The sequence below is a fragment of the Endozoicomonas sp. Mp262 genome (assembly GCF_025643335.1).
Classification (GTDB): domain Bacteria; phylum Pseudomonadota; class Gammaproteobacteria; order Pseudomonadales; family Endozoicomonadaceae; genus Endonucleibacter.
On record NZ_CP092489.1, the window covers coordinates 1,885,124 to 1,902,611 of the forward strand.

Consider the following 17,488-nt stretch of genomic DNA (forward strand, 5'->3'; position numbering starts at 1 on the left):
TCGATCATTAGCGGAGCGAGGTAGCGGAATGCACTCCATGACGCGGGTTCCCCTTCCTTGGTATTTTCAGACCGGGATTTTAGTGTGCAAGTTAAGCCAGTTTGACTTTCCACCGGGCATGGTGAAGTTCAAGTATACCTAATAATTTCTTTTGTGCAGTCATTTTTTTTCCCTATTTTCCTTGTTTTTGCCCAATAATTTCTGTTTTTTTGCGAACCATTCAAGTAATTCTTTGCGTTGTTCCGCACTCATTTGCGAGGGCTTGGTATTGGAGAGCTGACTTTGAAATGAAAACAGCTGGTCTTTATGCTGGTTTTTATGTGTTTGTGTTTTGATATGGGCCAGGGTTTCATGAAACTCCTTCTCGTTAGCCTTGCTGCCCAGGTCAAATGTGGCCAGTTCCTGGAGACGCTTTCCTGTCTCCGTATTGTACTCCCGGGCTATGAGCGCAATGGCTGACAGGCTTGGTGTCTGTTTCAGTGTATTTATCAGTTTGACCAACAGCAGGCTATCAGGTGAGTGATGTTCTTTGAGATTGTCTACGTTGTCAATGCTTTCTGCAAGCTGGGTATTGCACAATAATTGTCGTATGGCGTAGCCGGGGCTACTGATTTTGCTGGCAGGCTTTTCCTGACGTGGCCTGTTGGCGTGGCCAAAGTATTGGTCTCTGGTCAAATACCGGTTTTGCTGGTCAGGGCCAGGTGAATAGGTTCGTGTTTCACTGGTGAACTGGGGTGAGGGTGCTGCTATTTCTTCTTGTGGTGACTGGGGCCGACTGTTTTCAGACAGGTGAGAAGAAAGTTTGTCAGTCTCCAGTCCTGTAAGCCCGGATAGCTTTTTCAGTATAAGCTGTTTGAATATGCCCTCTGGCAGCTGGTTAATGTAGGGTTGGGCAAGCTTGGCCAGCCTTGCGGCACCATCCATCGTGTTCAGGTTAAGCCCTTCCTCAAGCTCTTTAAACAGGAAGGTGTCCAGGCTGAGTGCCTGGGAGCGGATGCGATTCTGGAAGTTTTCAGGGCCTTCCTGTCTGATTATGCTATCAGGATCTTCACCCTGTGGCAGGAACAGGAAGCGCGCCTGTCGCCCGTCCTCCATTTGCGGCAGTGTAGACTCAAGGGCTCGCCAGGCAGCCCGTCGTCCTGCGTCATCGCCATCAAAGCAGAAAATAACTTCGGGTACCACTTTGAATAGCCGCTGCATGTGCTCGGGGGTTGTTGCGGTTCCCAGGGTAGCCACACTGTTGGAGATGCCCTGTTGGGCCAGTGCCACCACATCCATATAACCTTCTACCACGAGAATATTGCTTAATGACCGGTTGGCCTGCCGGGCTTCATACAGGCCATAGAGCTCTTTGCCCTTTTGGAAGATGGGGGATTCGGGAGAGTTCAGGTATTTAGGTTTTTCATTACCCAGTACCCGGCCACCAAAGGCGATATAACGACCGCGGCTGTCACGAATGGGGAAGATAATGCGATCCCGGAAACGGTCATAAATTCGGCGGGTATCCTCATTTTCAACTAACAGACCTACCTGGATAAGCTGTTTTTCCCGTTCTGGCGTGCTGCCCAGGTGCTTTTGCAGGTTATCCCAGCCCGGAGGTGCGAAGCCTATCTTGAACTGCTCAATACACTGGCTGTTGAGGCCCCTTCGCTCCAGATAGCTGTCGGCCTTTGCTGACTGGCCATGGTGCCGTAACTGATCCTGGAAAAAGCTAACCGCTTGCTCTGTCAGTTGATACAGGTTCGAGTAATCAGGCTGTGTGGATTGGCTTCTGCTTTGCTCCCTGGGTACTTCAAGCCCAAGTTGGCCGGCAAGGTCATCAACGGCGGCCGGGAAGTCCAGGTGATCATATTCCATAACAAAGCCAAGGGCGTTGCCACTGGCACCGCAACCAAAGCAGTAATAAAACTGTTTGTCCGGGCTAACGGTAAATGAAGGTGTTTTTTCTTTGTGGAAAGGGCAGCAGGCAGAGTAATTCCGGCCGGTTTTTTTGAGTTTAATCCGGCTATCAATAATGTCGACAATATCCAGTCGAGCAAGAAGGTCATCAATAAAGTGCTGTGGAATGCGTCCAGCCATAGTTCAGGCGAAGCGGTCAGGTTCTTGTGGTTGATTAATCCCGCATAATATCACTGACTTACCGTTGAGTCAGTAAAATATGCTGGGTATGTGCGGCTTTATCATTGTGGGTGCTGCGTTGAGGAGAGTAACGCTGTCACATCAGCTGCCAGAGAGTGTTGATTTTACAATCTTGCTGATAAGGGACATATCTGCTCGACCCTGGGCCTGAGGCTTGACTATGGCCATAACCTTTCCCATATCACGCATGCTTTGCGCACCGCTGTCTGAAATGGCGTTTTTAACCATTTCGGTCAGAGCCTGCTCGGAGAGCTGTTCGGGCAGGAATTCCGCCAGAATCTCAAGTTCCAGCTTTTCCTGATCTGCGAGATCAGTGCGCCCTGCGGATTCGAACTGTGCCATGGCATCGCGTCGTTGCTTTGCCATTTTATCCAGTACGGCCAGGGCGCGCTTGTCGTCGAGTGCTTTCTCGTCAACTTCAACGCGTTTTAGTTCTGCCAGTGCCAGCCTCACAGTACCTAGTCGAGCCTTGTCGCGATTACGCATGGATTCCTTCATGGCATCCGTCAGTTGGTCTTTGACCTTGCACTCGCTCATGCTCATTTCCTTATTTGGACTGTGATTACACGAATAAGGCTGAATGAAACAGTCAGCCTGGCATTATCTGTACAGTACTACGCGCTGCTGCTGATTAATACAGGCGTTCGCGACGACGCTGTTCGCGCTGCAGTTTTTTAAGATGGCGCTTGACGGCAGCGGCAGCTTTACGCTTGCGAACAGAAGTAGGCTTTTCGTAGTGCTCACGGCGACGCACTTCGGCCAGTACTCCAGCTTTCTCGCAGGAGCGCTTAAAGCGACGCAGCGCTATGTCAAACGGTTCATTCTCTTTAACTTTAACAGCAGGCATGCAGAGCTCACCTTCCTATAATAAATATGGTTAATTCAGTTGATATCGAACTTCGCAAGCCGAACTTGTCAAAAGCCTTGCTGTCTTTAAGCTGGCATGTAGGCTTTTTAACGACCTGCAAAAGACAAGATTAGCCGCGTATTTTCAAGGGCGCGAATTTTAAAGCTTATTGGCAGTAAATGCAAAATATCAACCCTTTCTGTATGATTATTTGCTTTTTATTCTAGCTCCCTCCTCGCCTGCCTGGTTTTTTCGGTGCACACGATAATCAGGCAGGGCTTCAGGTCGCTTACAATAGGTCGTTTGATATGATTGTTCTCGGGATAGAAACATCCTGTGATGAAACTGGAATTGCTCTTTATGACAGCAACCACGGGCTATTGTCCGATGCGCTTTACAGTCAGATAAAGATGCATACGGATTATGGTGGTGTTGTCCCCGAGCTAGCATCACGAGATCATATCCGTCGGGTTATTCCCTTGATAAACCAGGCGCTGGAAAAAGCGGGTATTACCAAAAAAGAGATCGGTGCCGTGGCCTTCACCAAGGGGCCGGGCCTGATTGGTGCATTGATGGTAGGAGCCTGTACTGGCCGTGCCATGGCCTGGGCCTGGGGGGTGCCAGCGATTGGTGTTCATCATATGGAAGGTCATTTGCTGGCACCGATGCTGGAGGATCAGCCGCCTTCCTTCCCTTTTCTGGCGTTACTGGTTTCTGGTGGACATACCCAGCTGGTTCGGGTTGATGGTATCGGCCAGTATCACTTGCTGGGGGAGTCTGTTGATGATGCCGCTGGTGAGGCCTTTGACAAGGCTGCCGCCATGTTGGGACTGGACTATCCGGGTGGGCCTGCCATTGCCCAGCTGGCGGCAGAGGGAACCTCGGGACGTTTTCGTTTTCCCCGGCCCATGACCGATCGCCCGGGACTGGATTTCAGCTTTAGCGGTTTAAAAACCTTCACCTTAAATACGGTAGCTCAGTGCCAGAAAGAAGGCTGCTTTGAAGATCAGGATCGTGCTGATATTGCCCGGGCATTTGAAGAGGCGGTGGTGGATACACTGACCTTGAAATGTCGCAGGGCGCTTCGGCAAACAGGTCTCAAGCAACTGGTGATTGCCGGGGGGGTCAGTGCCAACCGCTCTCTCAGGGCAGCACTGGAAAAAATGGTGCAGGGGGAAGGTGCCTGTCTGCGTTATGCCCGCCCTGAATTCTGCACGGATAATGGCGCCATGATTGCCTATGCCGGTTGCCAGCGATTGATGGCCGGGCAGCAGGAATCTCTGGAAGTGGCGCCGGTTCCCCGCTGGCCCATGGAAAATTTGGAACCGGTGTAATCCTGTATCTAACGCCTGCCGCAAAGGCTGGCAGGCACCAACGTGATTGAAATAAAGATAGGGCTTGGACTGATCATGGATAAAGTACGCGTTGAAAACCTTGAAACTGAGGCAGTCATTGGGGTTTATGAGTTTGAACATGAAGCGCCTCAGCCGCTGATTATCGACTTTGAGATGGAAACAGACTTTACCAGGGCCTTCCTCAGTGATGATCTGAAAGACGCCCTGGATTACGATACCATTAGCCAGGGTGTCCGTGCCTTTTGTCAGCAGTCGCGCTATGCACTGCTGGAAGCGCTGGCAGGCGGCATTGTCAGGCTGCTATTTGAGAATAAAGCTATCAGCAAGGTATCTGTTCGTATCCGCAAGCCTCAGGCGCTCAAGGGCGCAATGGCCAGTGTCTGGTGTGAACGGTCCAGGGAGCAAATGTGACCTTCTGTTTTATTGGAATCGGATCAAACGAGAACCCTGAGTATCACTGCCAGAAGATGGTTGAGGCGCTCAGGCAGCGCTTTGGCCGGATCTGGGTCAGTAGTCTGAAGAAAACGGCCGCCCATGGCGTTAAGGCAGCGGACTATGTTAATGGTGTTGTTTGTTTTGAGGCCAATGTAGACCCTTATGCCTTAAAAGTCTGGTGTCGTGAGCTGGAAAGTCAGCTGGGGCGTGTTAGGGGTGGAACAGAGTGCACGGCAGATCTGGATATCCTTTTCCTGGTTGACACCCTTCCCTTTGAAACAGCATTGCCCACAGTGGATTGTTATTATCAGGGTTTATTTCAGCAAGTTGTTAGAATGGTCTGGCAGAGCCAGGTTGAGCATTCGGGCTAAACCGCGCCTGGTTAGAGGGTTATAGTTTGACAGGCTCGTGACGGGCGCGCTTTAGTCATTGCTTTACTCAATAAACCAGCCGAGGGCATCCTGTGCCCACACTGGTTTTGGTTTAGAGCCTGTTGGATACCAGACACAAAGCTGAAGATATTGCGGCTATTAATCTTTGTCTTAATATCAGCTTGAGCTTGAATCTGAATCGCTTTGAAATAAACGGCGTGCCATAATGCCTGCTACAATGCCTGATCCAACTGCTAAGAGACCAGTCAAAACTAAATCTGGGCTTTCAGCACGGTTTCCCCTTGCTGGTTCTTGATTTGGCCTCCGGTAGGGAGTAAAGGCTGCACGATGATGTCTCTCTCTTATTGGTCCTGGACGTCCAGGTACCGCTTCATCCCTATTATGTTCGTTTGATGGCGGATAGCAGCATATTTTGTATCGCTATTCTATAAGGGTTCCGCCTATCTGTTTATTTCAGTACTGGAAAATTGACGTAACGGCTTAATTTTTTTGATTTATCAAACAGTTAACTTTTTTGATACGCAGAGAGCGTAGTTGTTTGCCAATCTCTTTCCCTTGATAGCCTTGTGCCACTATAGGCTTTGCATCAATAGAACAGCACTGTTTTAATAACTGTGCCACTATTTTTTTATTAGTAGCATCCAACTCTTTTCCTTTAGTTTTAGCCAGGTAATAGCTGCCGCTAAGGGCGTCGATAAACCTTTCGGGTCGACGGAAAGCATCGGTTTTTTCAAAGAGTGCTATCAGTTGCTCTGAATTGATACGGGTTTGTATATCAATGAACTCGGAAAGATGGGTATTCACTAATAGGGCGCGTTCAGTGAATTGTAGTGGAAAGCGCATGGTTTTGAAAAATGCTTGCAGCCGTTCACAGGAGTGGGCGCTATTTGACGGAGGGAAAAGACAGCTAAAACGCACACGTTCACTTTCATTAGCTGTTGTGGCCATCTGAAGAGCAGAAAAGGCAGAAGCGTTTTCTTCAAGAATATTATGCCACTCTGGCATTACTGCTTTGAGAGCACCACAAGCCATCAGTGTAGTAAAATAAACGGCTGGAGACTTCTCTTTTAGTGCGCGTACAGTTTCTTGCCAGACTCTTTCCGGGACAAGGTAGTTGGCTTCGCCACTGGCCACCATTTTTTTCATTAACTGCATGGTTTCCGGAGCGATAGAAAACCCCTGGGCATGGAACCTTGCAGCAAAACGGGCCACTCGCAGAATCCTCAGGGGGTCTTCTTCGAAGGCGGTTGAAACATGCCGGAGTATGCGGTTATTAAGATCACTCTGTCCATTATAGGGATCAATGATAGAACCCTGCTCGTCTTCTGCCATGGCGTTAATGGTGAGATCCCTGCGAATTAAATCATCTTCCAGGGTTACATCAGGGCTGGTATGAAAGACAAAACCGGTATAGCCGTGCCCTGATTTTCTCTCTGTTCTGGCTAAGGCATATTCTTCCTGGGTTTCCGGGTGTAAAAAAACAGGAAAATCTTTGCCCACTGGCCGATAGCCTTTAGCGGTTAACTCTTCAGGGGTGGCACCTACCACAACCCAGTCCCTGTCTTTGACTGTTAATCCCAGCAGTTTATCTCTTACTGCACCACCAACCAGATAAATTTTCATATTCATTCAAAGAGTTTCATTGATATTCTATTAGCCATCTTAACCCGGATAACGCATAAACTGTGCCGAATCTTATGGAGAAGAATAATGAAGGACTGTCGTCAATGGGTCAACGAAGCAATCAGTAAGATTGAAGCGGATTTTCAGCGCAGTGCTGATACGCACTTGATAAAAATGGATATTGCTGCGTTGGACGGCGTGGATATTTACCTGAAGGACGAAAGCACGCACCCTACAGGTAGCCTGAAACACCGGCTGGCACGCTCTTTGTTTCTTTATGCCCTGTGTAATGGCTGGATTAAGGAAGGTACTCCCATTATCGAATCATCCTCTGGCAGCACCGCTATTTCAGAGGCGTATTTTGCCAGACTGCTGGGGCTGCCTTTTATTGCGGTGATTCCAGACAGTACCGCCAGTAAAAAAATTCGCCAGATTGAATTTTACGGAGGCCGCTGTCACAGGGTAAGTAACGCCTGTGAAATCTATGCAGAATCCCATCGTCTGGCCAAAGAGCTGGGTGGTCATTATATGGATCAGTTTACCTACGCAGAAAGAGCCACTGACTGGCGAGGCAATAACAATATTGCCAAGTCCATTTTCGACCAGTTACGGTATGAACCCCATCCCGTTCCTGATTGGGTTGTGATGAGCTCGGGGACGGGGGGCACCTCTGCCACCATTGGTCGTTATATTCGTTATAGGCAGCTGCCAACAAAGTTGTGTGTGGTTGATCCGGATAATTCCGTTTTTTATGACTATTTCAAAACAGGAGACCCGGGGCTTACCTTAAAAAAAGGGTCACGAATAGAAGGTATTGGCCGCCCCAGGGTTGAGCCTTCGTTTGTTCCCGGGGTTGTGGATGAAATGCGTCGCATTCCTGATGCCGCAGCCATTGCAACCATTCACTGGTTGGAAGGTGTCATTGGGCGTAAAGTGGGTCCCAGTACCGGAACCAATCTGTACGGTGCACTTCAAATTGCTGTAGAAATGAAAAAAGCGGGGCGGAAGGGAGCTGTGGTAACTCTGCTTTGTGATAGTGGTCAGCGCTATCTGGATACTTGTTACGATGCTGACTGGATTCAGTGTGAAATAGGGGAGCTTGAGCCGTGGCTGAGGAAACTCAATACCTTTGTGTTTGACTGATGATCAATGGGTGGATTAGGTTCTGTAGAAATAGGCCTCAGTAGTTCATGAGCTGCATTCCTGCTTGATATAGCCTTGCTTTTTTCCTATGACTTGAGTCCACATGGAGGTGTCCATGTCCAGAGTCATTCCCCCTACTTTTTGTTTGTGATGGGTAGTGGCCTTACGCAGCAAATGGCAAATTTTATCAATTTTTTTATTGCTGATAGGCTGACCATCATGGATGACCTTAAAAATTTCGCCAATTGATTTTGATCTTAGGGTTGATTCACCATGCCTCTTGTTCAAATCAAGGGCGTTACCCGGGTCGTTGACTCGTTTATCGGAAAGAGGTCCCAATACAAGGTTAGGACGCCAGCAAAGTATAGACTCATCGCTGTTAAGTCCCATGGCCGACTTTATTTTTTTATAACTTTCTTCTGTTAAGTCCCACTCGAGAATGGCTTTTTCAAATTCAATCATGGCAGCCCTGGGCCATTTATGGTGGACGGCCCGGGCTTTGTTAAGAACCCCTCCTGACAAGTTTTTTTTCAGGCTGTTATGCTCCTGTATCAGTTTTTCGTCTTTCCAGGTTGGCGCAACAGTTTTGATTCGTTTACCAAAGGCCAGTGGTGCCTGAAGTGGCCGTTTTTTTTGAGGGTTTACTGGATGCAGAGATATTTTCTTTATTATTACTATAAAAGCCAGTTTGTGGCTGTATACCTGTAAGATTCATAAATTATCTCCCCCTTTTCCAGTTTGAGCCTCGCTTTTTAGTATCTTTCACCTGTTTCGACTACGGATCATAATAAAGTCAGCGGGATAAAAGAATTGGACATTAGTCTAAAAAAAGAGTGGGTAGCTGGGTACATGCGCTCTGCCTAGCACTGGAAAGGTAGTAGAGGACTATTAACTGGCAGTGTTTAAGGTTTTCCCGGTAATGTTGGTGGATACGACTTGCCCATATGGAAAAGTCGTTATAGCCTTCCCCTCGTAATAACAAAACTCAACCACTGTTATCAATAAATCGCATAATTTCCCGGTGGCCGCATATACGCTGCAAGATGCCGGGATAACAGGGATACCCTATGTTCAAGGCCGTAAATGCATTTGAGCCGACATTTATACAACAGGCTCCGGAAACCCTGTGGGAACTGATCTCACCCCATTATAGTGTGGAAGAGTCCCGGTGGTTACAGGAGTTGTTGGAGCAGGCTGACCCCTCTTCCCAAGAGAAAGTTTCCATTACTCGAAGGGCAACCCGGCTGGTAGAGCAGGTAAGGACCCGTAGTGAGGCGGTACACGTGATTGATGCCCTGCTACAGCAATACAGCCTTAATACCCGCGAAGGCATATTGCTCATGTGCCTGGCTGAGGCATTGATGCGTATTCCGGATGCAGAAACTGCGGATGCCCTGATTCGTGACAAAATCAGTGTGGCCGACTGGGAATCTCATCTCAGCAAGAGTGATTCCCTATTGGTGAATGCATCAACCTGGGGGTTGTTGTTAACGGGCAAGGTAGTGAGACTTGATAGCAAGGAAGATGGCTCACCTTCAGGCGTGATTCACCGGTTAGTGAATAAAATGGGCGAACCAGTGATTCGTCAGGCTGTTCACCAGGCCATGAAAATAATGGGCAAACATTTTGTCCTGGGGAGAACCATTAAGGAAGCCTTGAAAAATGGCCGTAAACCCCGGGAGAAAGGCTATAGCTATTCTTTTGATATGCTGGGGGAAGCGGCGCTAACCAAAGAGGATGCCATTAAGTACCATGATGCGTACCGGGCCGCTATTGAATCCGTGGGTTCCGGGCAGGCAGGCACAGCAAATAGGTCTGCGGCAACCATTTCCATTAAATTGTCTGCACTACACCCCCGTTATGAAGTGGCCCAGGAGCAGCGGGTATTAACCGAGCTGTGTGACTCCGTACTGAAATTGATCCGTCTTTCCAGAACACTGGGTGTTGGCATTACCATTGATGCGGAAGAGCAGGATCGCCTTGAGCTATCACTAAAGTTATTTGAGAAACTCTACAACCATCCTGACTGCCAGGGCTGGGGAGGTCTGGGGCTAGTGGTTCAGGCCTATGGAAAAAGGGCCTTGCCGGTACTGTGCTGGCTGGTGGCTTTGTCCGCACAACAGGGGGACAGTATTCCTGTGCGCCTGGTTAAAGGCGCCTATTGGGATAGTGAAATTAAACTATGCCAGCAAGGCGGCTTAGATGGCTACCCGGTTTATACCCGCAAAGAATCCACTGATGTTGCTTACCTGGTCTGTGCACGCTTTTTGCTCAGTGCGCCAGTGAAGGGCAAGCTTTTGCCCCAGTTTGCCAGTCATAACGCTCAAACTGTTGCCAGTATTCTGACCATGTCCGGGCATGGGGATTATGAATTCCAGCGTTTGCACGGGATGGGAGACGCTTTGTATAACACGGTGCTGGAACAGGAAAATATATCTGTCCGTATCTACGCACCGGTAGGAAGTCATAAAGACCTGCTGCCTTACCTGGTGCGGCGGCTTTTGGAAAATGGAGCTAACTCATCGTTTGTTCACAGGCTGGTGGATGCCAGGACACCCATAGCTGATCTTGTGCAACACCCGGCGGATATCTTGAGGCGTCATGTTGTTTTGGCCAATGACCGGATTCCTCTGCCTGAATTTATTTATGGTGATGATAGAAGTAATTCAAGGGGGATTAATATTGATATCAGTTCCCAGTGGTGTGCTTTTAAAGAGAGTGTTCAACCGTTTTTAAGCCGCCAGTGGCGAAAAGGCCCGGTTATCAATGGCAAGCTGATGGAGACCAGTGAGCGCATTGATGTAAGTTGTCCCTATCTTAATCATGAAGTGGTTGGACAGGTTTACTGGGCTACTGAGCAGGTGGGTGAAGAGGCTCTCACGGCTGCCTTTAATGCGTTTCCTGAATGGAATGGCTTGCCTGTTGATCAGCGTGCAGAATGCCTGGAAAAACTGGCAGAGCTATTGGAAGAGAATAAAGCCGAACTGGTGGCGCTATGCCACCGGGAAGCGGGTAAAACCATTCAGGACAGCATTGACGAAATTCGGGAGGCCGTTGATTTTTGTCGTTATTATGCCTGTGAGGCGAGAAAAAACTTTGGATCATTATCTGTTTTGCCAGGGCCGACAGGGGAATCCAATGAATTGTATTTAACGGGGCGGGGAGTCTTTCTCTGTATCAGTCCCTGGAATTTTCCATTGGCTATTTTTCTGGGGCAGGTTGTTGCAGCCCTGGCCGCTGGTAATACAGTGCTTGCCAAGCCCGCTGAACAAACCAGCCTTATTGCCGGAAAAACCGTTGAATACATGCTGGCCGCCGGATTCCCTGGAAATGTTATTCAGCTATTACCGGGCAGTGGCGCAGCAATAGGTGAGCAGTTGTTGCGGGATAACAGAATTGCAGGTGTTGCATTTACCGGTTCTACGGAAACAGCGCGCACCATTAATATGGCTCTGGCCAAGCGTCAGGGGGCTATAGTGCCCTTAGTGGCGGAGACCGGCGGGCAAAATGCCATGATTGTGGATTCTTCAGCCCTTCCGGAACAGGTGGTTCAGGATGTTGTGCATTCTGCCTTTGGCAGTGCAGGGCAGCGCTGTTCTGCATTAAGGGTTCTCTATATTCAGGAGGATGTGGCAGATAGGGTGATTGCTTTATTGAGTGGGGCAATGGCAGAGCTTTGTGTGGGTGATCCCACGCTTCATGAGACAGACCTGGGGCCGGTTATTGATGATAATGCCCGAACCATGCTTAATCGCCATATCACCCGGATGAAAGCGGAAGCAAAGGTTTTGGCTGAGGTTGAGTTGCCTGCCTCTGCATCCGTTGGCCACTTTGTTGCCCCTATCGCTTTTGAAATCAAGCATCTCAATCAGCTTGAAAAAGAGCATTTTGGCCCTGTACTGCATGTTATCCGTTATAAAGCATCCGAACTGGATGATGTGATCAAACAAATTAATGGTTCCGGCTTTGGCCTGACCCTGGGTATCCACTCTCGAAATGAAGTGACAGCGACTTATATCGAACGGCAGGTGCGCACCGGCAATACCTACATTAATCGTAACCAGATCGGTGCTGTTGTGGGTGTTCAGCCTTTTGGCGGAATGGGATTATCTGGTACCGGTCCCAAGGCGGGGGGGCCTCATTACCTGTTACGCTTTGCCACAGAGAGAACGCGAACCATTAATACCACTGCTGTCGGTGGGAACGCCACTTTGCTTTCACTGGGTGCTGGATAACCCTAGCTGTATCCAGCCAGTCCGGAGACAAGTCTGATGCCTTTTTGGAGGCTCGGGGCCGGGCTGGCCGTTTGTAGAGAATACAGGAAAAGAATTTTCTGGTTAAATTAACTGCTTTTATCTTATTGGTCTATCTTTAGATTGGGTTTTATTTTTTATTGCAGTGTTTTTGGCTGCTTTTTGTCGGTTTTATGCAATATAAAACTTATTTGTAATTCGTTACTATTCAGCACTCCCGATGCACTCCAAATAAGTCAGGAATCTTGGCATAGGAGTCATGGTTGGTGGCTGTATGAATAGCTATATAGCACCTTTCTTTTATCAATAAACGTCAATTGACGTTATTTTTTTGTGGGAGGGATTATGTGATCTTTTACCCGGCTCCCTCAGGCTGATGTCGATACATGCAGCTTTTCCGGGAAGAAGTCTATCAACAGGCCTTCTTATCTGATCAAATTACTTTTTGGCAAGTTTAATGTTTTCTGCTTTTCATACCATTGTTAAAACCAACAAGTCGCTGGCCAGTATTCAGGGTGACTTATTAGCCGGATTGACTGTTGGCGTTATAGCCCTGCCACTTTCTATGGCACTGGCTATCGCTGTTGGTGTACCTCCGCAGCATGGTCTTTATACGGCAATTGTTGCTGGTATCCTCATCGCTTTGGCGGGTGGCTCCCGGGTTAATATTTCAGGCCCTACTGCAGCATTTGTTGTGGTACTGCTACCTATTGTCCAGCAATATGGCCTTGGCGGGCTTTTGGTTAGCGGCTTTATGGCAGGTGTTATTCTGGTGTTAATGGGACTCGCCCGTTTTGGACGCTTCATTGAAGTGGTTCCCTATCCTGTGGTTGTGGGGTTTACTTCGGGGATTGGTGTGGTCATTGCCACATTACAGATAAAGGATTTTCTGGGGCTGGATATCCAAAGCCTGGATGGACATTATTTGAATAAACTGTTTCAGATTTTCCAGTCACTGCCAACCTTTGACTGGCAAGAGGCTCTGATTGGTTTTATGACGCTGGGTATTTTGGCGATCTGGCCAAAATTACGTTACCGAATTCCAGGCCACCTGGTTGCTCTTTTAGTGGGTTCTTTCTCTGCATGGCTGTTGGGATATGCCAACAGTGATTTTTCTGTAGCAACCATTGGTAGTCGTTTCCATTATGAAATTGATGGCATTTCAGGGCTGGGGGTTCCTCCTGTATTACCTGGCCTTGACTGGCCCTGGAATTTACCCGGTGCAGATGGGCAGCCCATTGGATTCAGTTTTGAACTCATCAATACCCTGTTTGCCTCAGCCATTGTGATTGCGGTACTGGGGGCGCTGGAATCCTTGTTATGCGCTGTTGTTGCTGATGGTATGTCCGGGTTTAAACACGATCCCAATGATGAATTAATTGGCCAGGGTATTGGCAATATGATAGCTCCCCTGTTCGGTGGGATTCCTGCTACAGCCGCTATTGCCAGAACGGCAGCGAATATCAGGGCGGGTGGTATTTCTCCGTTGTCTTCTATCATACATGGCTTGTTTATTCTGGCATCCATTCTCTGCCTTTCACCTTTATTATCCTATATTCCCATGGCATCAATGGCCGCATTATTATTGATGGTGGCCTGGAATATGAGTGAAGCCCGGCACTTTATTAGAACAATAAAGGTGGCTCCAAAAGACGATGTGATAACACTATTAGCCTGTTTCCTGCTCACGGTTATTTTTGATATGACAGTGGCCGTTGCCGTGGGAATGGGGTTGGCAGGGATCTTTTTTATTAGAAAGAGCATCACTCGTACGGAAAATTTAAAGGTTGAGACAGGTCACAGTCCTGATACTCCAGCAGAAATGGCTATCTATGATATCAATGGCCCCCTGTTTTTTGGTTCCACCCAGAAAGCGATGAAAAATATTACCTCCGTAACACCTGAGGTACGGGTTGTTATTCTGGATATGTCAGAAGTTACCATGATGGATATGAGTGCTATTGTTTCTATGGAGTCTATTGTTGAAAACCTGTCCACCAATAAGGTGGGACTGGTTATCAGTAATCTTCAGCCTCCGATGATTTCAAAGCTACGCCGGGCTGGTATTGATGCTGAGGCAGGGGCGATTTATTTTTCCAGCACGATGGATGATGCGCTGGCCATGGCAAATAACCACTTGTTGGATACTGATAGTTTGAAAATAGCGGATAAGGCTTTCTTGCTATCCCTCTAGGTTGAACATAGTTGTGGCGTAGTCCGCATACCAGGTGGGCTTTTTTCTGGGGGCTGGCATTTTTTCCAAAGACTCGCAAAAGTTGGAATGACTTATTGGTATTATTACCATAATGTTACATTTGGTATCTAACTGGGGGGAGGGGAAATGGCTCAGGAAGTATTGAATAAAAGCAGTGATAGCCGCTCAGAGGTCGGTGCCATTGTCCAGGAATTAAACAGTAATGACCAGGAACTGGAGGGGAGTGACTATGAAGGCTGGCGAAAGGGCATCAATGGTTTGTCCTTAAACCTGAAGCAATTAAGAAAGCTGAATGATATACAGCTGGCAAAGACAGGAGCTTCGCTGACTATCGACCAGGTGGCAATGCTTGTGGCGGTATACACGGGACAGGCCAATACCACTAAAGCTTTAAAAAAACTCTGTTCAACATCACTGGAAAACAGCAAAAAGAAATATCTTGTGAGGGCTCTGGTGCTTTCCGGCTTGCTGGATAAGTCCGGCATGTTGGGAGAGTATAGCCTTGGGCTGGTTGCTGATGGTTTAATGAAAACTGCCCTGAAAAAACAGCTGGAGTCTACGGATTAAATTTTAGAGGAGGGCTGGTGGGAAACCTGCCCTTCCAGTTTTCAGTGATTTGCTTTCGGACTGCTATCAACCCTTCCCGAAAAAAGTGCTACACAGCCTTCTACCCGTAAGTGATATTTATCAAAATTATCCTCAAGCACTTGCGATAGAGATTCCAGGCTGTCCTCTTGGTTACAAAAGATACCTTTCCTGTTATAGAAAGCCATCAATTTTCTGGCAAGAACGTTTTTTTCTATGCCTTCCGATAAAATAGTGGAGCCCATAATCCAGCAGCCTGGTTTTGCAAGTCTCTTCAGGTGCTTGAATACCACAGCCTTGGTTTCTATGGTGCCGGGAAGGCAGTGCAGGAGGTAGTTCATTGTGATCAAGTCAAAAGGCACTATGTCCTTGGTTATGGGCTCCAATATATTCTGTTGGTATACCTCAATGTCCTGACGACCTAATCGTTTTCTGGCGTACTCCAGTGTGTTTGGGTTTAAGTCCATCAGAGCTAGCCGTTCAGGTTTTTCCCGTGAGTGCTTTAACAAAAAACCTGTACCCACGCCCACATCAAGCTGATTATCAGAGGATATCCTGTGTTCGATTAAATTTTTGCTGGGGCATTTCCAGATCAGGGTGTTCGAAATATGGTGAACAATAAGATCATAAAAGTGTAAGACTTCTTTGGTGTAAACAGCTTGGCCTGCTTTTACCTGTTCTGCCGTAATATTATTATTCATTATCTACTCCTAAAGTACGCTTTGCCCAGACCTATTAACTAACTGGGTGATATTTAGAAGGATTGCAAACCATAATGATTCAGGTCAATTAAGTTGTAACTTAAAAAAAAATTTTTTTGCCGGTGATTCCCAATATATAAAGGTTTACTGATAGCAAGCACAATTTTTACACTTTCTTGGCAAAAGTCACCCTATTGTCCAGTTTTATCGAAAGGTTTATATTTTTTCGCAATTTATTGTGTTAGCGGATAACGTGCAAATATGAAGTTGAAAAAAAGAACCCTTGCGGCTGCAGTGATGATAGCTGTAAGTGGTTTGGCCAATGCCAGTGCCGTCAAGCTGGATCAACTTAAAGTTCGTGATAGTCTTTACCCTGAAAATTTTAAAGAAGAGCTGCAGGCAAACCTGAACTTCTACATTGATGGAGTGGGGGTCGATAAGGATGCCGTCGTACCCTATGACCCTATCTGGTTGAATCATGGAAAATTCCAGCATGGCAATTATACCAATACCACCGAGATTGGCCTTTATCTGAATATTCTGGTTGAAGTGGAAAAAGCGGGTAACCCCAAAGCGCTGGTCCGCATTGCTGAAGTGCTTAAACAGCTTGAACAGGCACCAAAATTCAAAGGGATGTTTTACTGGCCGTATAATATTTCTCATGGTCGGCTATCTCCTAATAAAGACAAAATTGTTCCTTCAGTTGACAATAGCAACCTGGATTTGGCGTTAACTGGTGTTGCTGGAGCTTATATCGACTCCAAAGACCCCAAAAAACAGGATATAGTCAAGCGCATTGATGCATTATTAGCAGGGCAAAAAAAAGGTTGGTCAGAGTTGTATGATCCCCATAAAGGCTGGCTGAAGGCTGGCTGGCAGAAAGGAAAGCTTATGGCTCACTACGTTGGCCGAAAATCCAACGAAACCCGTCTTGGCCCCCTCTGGGCATCGCTGATTACCCGAGATATGGGCAAGGATGCAGTCCCTGCTTCCGCCTTTGAAACTCTGGAACTCTATACCACTTCTTATTCTGTAAAAGGAACAACCTATAAACCTATTTTAAGTTGGGATGGTGCCTATTTTCAGGCAATGCTTCCAGCCATCTGGTTGAATGAAAAGAGCCTGGTTCCTGATTACCGTATGTTTGAGGATCTGACCAAGCTGCAGATGATCTATGCAAAGAAATATAATATACCTATGGTATCGTCTTCTTCGACAGTGACAAATAGTTACACACCCTTCGGTATTCCTTTCCTTTCTGAAAGCAATGCCAGATTTAAGAATAATGTCCACAGTGGAACTACGGGGACTCCCCATGCCACAGCTTTGTCTTATATGGTCAATAAAGAAGCTTCACTTACAGCTTTAAAGGATTTGAAGAAAGCGTATCCGAAAATTGAGAGTACTGCTGGCTGGTTCGATGCAGTGGACTCCAAGGGAAGGATGGCAACAAAATTGTTGTCCCTGGATCAGGGTATGTTTGTGGGTTCTTTCCTGGCAGAAAGTATTAATAAGGATGTCCAGAGATACATGGAAGCAAAACATTACTGGAAAGAGGTGCAGGTTATGTATCAGTCCTTTATTCCGACTGAGGAAATAAAGTCGAAGTCAAAGGTTAAGCTTTAAAACGCTATAGTTCCTCAAATCGAAATTAGCTCAAGCTGGTCTTTTATCCTCTGGCGAAGCTGTTTCTAAAGCGCGCCCTGTGCTGGTTTTCGAACAGGGCGCGACTTAGGTTAGTTAATACGCCCTTTAATATCTTCGGCAAAGTCCTCGTACCTGCGCAGGGCTGAGACCTTT

At 47.4% G+C, this 17,488-nt stretch carries 14 protein-coding genes; 8 read left to right on the plus strand and 6 right to left on the minus strand.

Annotated features, from left to right (window positions below; translation table 11 throughout):
- Nucleotides 1-159: 159 nt before the first annotated feature.
- The 3 genes from dnaG to rpsU all read right to left on the minus strand — a co-directional run bounded on the left by dnaG (nucleotide 160) and on the right by rpsU (nucleotide 2,986).
- A complete protein-coding gene (dnaG, locus tag MJ595_RS08320) occupies nucleotides 160-2,079 on the minus strand; it encodes a DNA primase (RefSeq protein ID WP_263081986.1) in 1,920 nt (639 codons plus the stop codon).
- A gap of 141 nt (nucleotides 2,080-2,220) precedes the next feature.
- Entirely contained in the window at nucleotides 2,221-2,676 is a 456-nt protein-coding gene (locus MJ595_RS08325) for a GatB/YqeY domain-containing protein (protein ID WP_263081987.1), read from the minus strand.
- Between the two features lie 94 nt (nucleotides 2,677-2,770).
- Nucleotides 2,771-2,986: a 30S ribosomal protein S21 gene (rpsU, locus tag MJ595_RS08330; protein ID WP_263081988.1), complete on the minus strand. Its 216-nt coding sequence runs from the start codon at nucleotides 2,984-2,986 to the stop codon at nucleotides 2,771-2,773.
- Between the two features lie 308 nt (nucleotides 2,987-3,294).
- Between rpsU and tsaD the strand changes: the two genes are divergently transcribed.
- From tsaD to MJ595_RS08345, 3 genes are all read left to right on the plus strand, one after another.
- On the plus strand, nucleotides 3,295-4,320 hold the full coding sequence (gene tsaD / locus MJ595_RS08335; protein ID WP_263081989.1) for a tRNA (adenosine(37)-N6)-threonylcarbamoyltransferase complex transferase subunit TsaD: 1,026 nt from the start codon (nucleotides 3,295-3,297) through the stop codon (nucleotides 4,318-4,320).
- 75 nt (nucleotides 4,321-4,395) lie between these two features.
- Nucleotides 4,396-4,752, plus strand: a complete 357-nt coding sequence (gene folB / locus MJ595_RS08340) for a dihydroneopterin aldolase (protein ID WP_263081990.1) — start codon at nucleotides 4,396-4,398, stop codon at nucleotides 4,750-4,752.
- Nucleotides 4,749-5,147: a 2-amino-4-hydroxy-6-hydroxymethyldihydropteridine diphosphokinase gene (locus tag MJ595_RS08345; RefSeq protein WP_263081991.1), complete on the plus strand. Its 399-nt coding sequence runs from the start codon at nucleotides 4,749-4,751 to the stop codon at nucleotides 5,145-5,147. The genes folB and MJ595_RS08345 overlap by 4 nt, the downstream gene beginning before the upstream one ends.
- Nucleotides 5,148-5,648: 501 nt before the next feature.
- Here the strand turns inward: MJ595_RS08345 and MJ595_RS08350 are convergent.
- Nucleotides 5,649-6,797, minus strand: a complete 1,149-nt coding sequence (locus MJ595_RS08350; protein ID WP_263081992.1) for a hypothetical protein — start codon at nucleotides 6,795-6,797, stop codon at nucleotides 5,649-5,651.
- 81 nt (nucleotides 6,798-6,878) lie between these two features.
- On the opposite strand from MJ595_RS08350, the gene MJ595_RS08355 reads away from it, so the two are divergent.
- A complete protein-coding gene (locus MJ595_RS08355) occupies nucleotides 6,879-7,934 on the plus strand; it encodes a PLP-dependent cysteine synthase family protein (protein WP_263081994.1) in 1,056 nt (351 codons plus the stop codon).
- Between the two features lie 45 nt (nucleotides 7,935-7,979).
- On the opposite strand, the gene MJ595_RS08360 is transcribed toward MJ595_RS08355, so the two are convergent.
- Complete coding sequence (locus MJ595_RS08360) at nucleotides 7,980-8,396, minus strand: hypothetical protein (RefSeq protein ID WP_263081995.1); 417 nt, start codon at nucleotides 8,394-8,396, stop codon at nucleotides 7,980-7,982.
- Between the two features lie 605 nt (nucleotides 8,397-9,001).
- On the opposite strand from MJ595_RS08360, the gene putA reads away from it, so the two are divergent.
- The 3 genes from putA (at nucleotide 9,002) to MJ595_RS08375 (ending at nucleotide 14,969) form a co-directional block, all read left to right on the plus strand.
- Nucleotides 9,002-12,169 carry a bifunctional proline dehydrogenase/L-glutamate gamma-semialdehyde dehydrogenase PutA gene (putA, locus tag MJ595_RS08365; protein WP_263081996.1) on the plus strand — a complete coding sequence of 1,056 codons (3,168 nt, stop codon included), beginning with the start codon at nucleotides 9,002-9,004 and terminating at the stop codon, nucleotides 12,167-12,169.
- A gap of 463 nt (nucleotides 12,170-12,632) precedes the next feature.
- Nucleotides 12,633-14,381, plus strand: a complete 1,749-nt coding sequence (dauA, locus tag MJ595_RS08370) for a C4-dicarboxylic acid transporter DauA (protein WP_263081997.1) — start codon at nucleotides 12,633-12,635, stop codon at nucleotides 14,379-14,381.
- A 147-nt stretch (nucleotides 14,382-14,528) separates the two neighbouring features.
- Nucleotides 14,529-14,969, plus strand: coding sequence for a hypothetical protein (locus tag MJ595_RS08375; RefSeq protein WP_263081998.1), 441 nt, complete (start codon nucleotides 14,529-14,531; stop codon nucleotides 14,967-14,969).
- A gap of 41 nt (nucleotides 14,970-15,010) precedes the next feature.
- On the opposite strand, the gene MJ595_RS08380 is transcribed toward MJ595_RS08375, so the two are convergent.
- Nucleotides 15,011-15,688 (minus strand): class I SAM-dependent methyltransferase, encoded by a 678-nt coding sequence (locus MJ595_RS08380; protein ID WP_263082000.1) that lies wholly within the window; start codon nucleotides 15,686-15,688, stop codon nucleotides 15,011-15,013.
- Nucleotides 15,689-15,949: 261 nt separating this feature from the next.
- Between MJ595_RS08380 and MJ595_RS08385 the strand changes: the two genes are divergently transcribed.
- Nucleotides 15,950-17,314 (plus strand): hypothetical protein, encoded by a 1,365-nt coding sequence (locus MJ595_RS08385; protein ID WP_263082001.1) that lies wholly within the window; start codon nucleotides 15,950-15,952, stop codon nucleotides 17,312-17,314.
- Nucleotides 17,315-17,488: the final 174 nt, after the last annotated feature.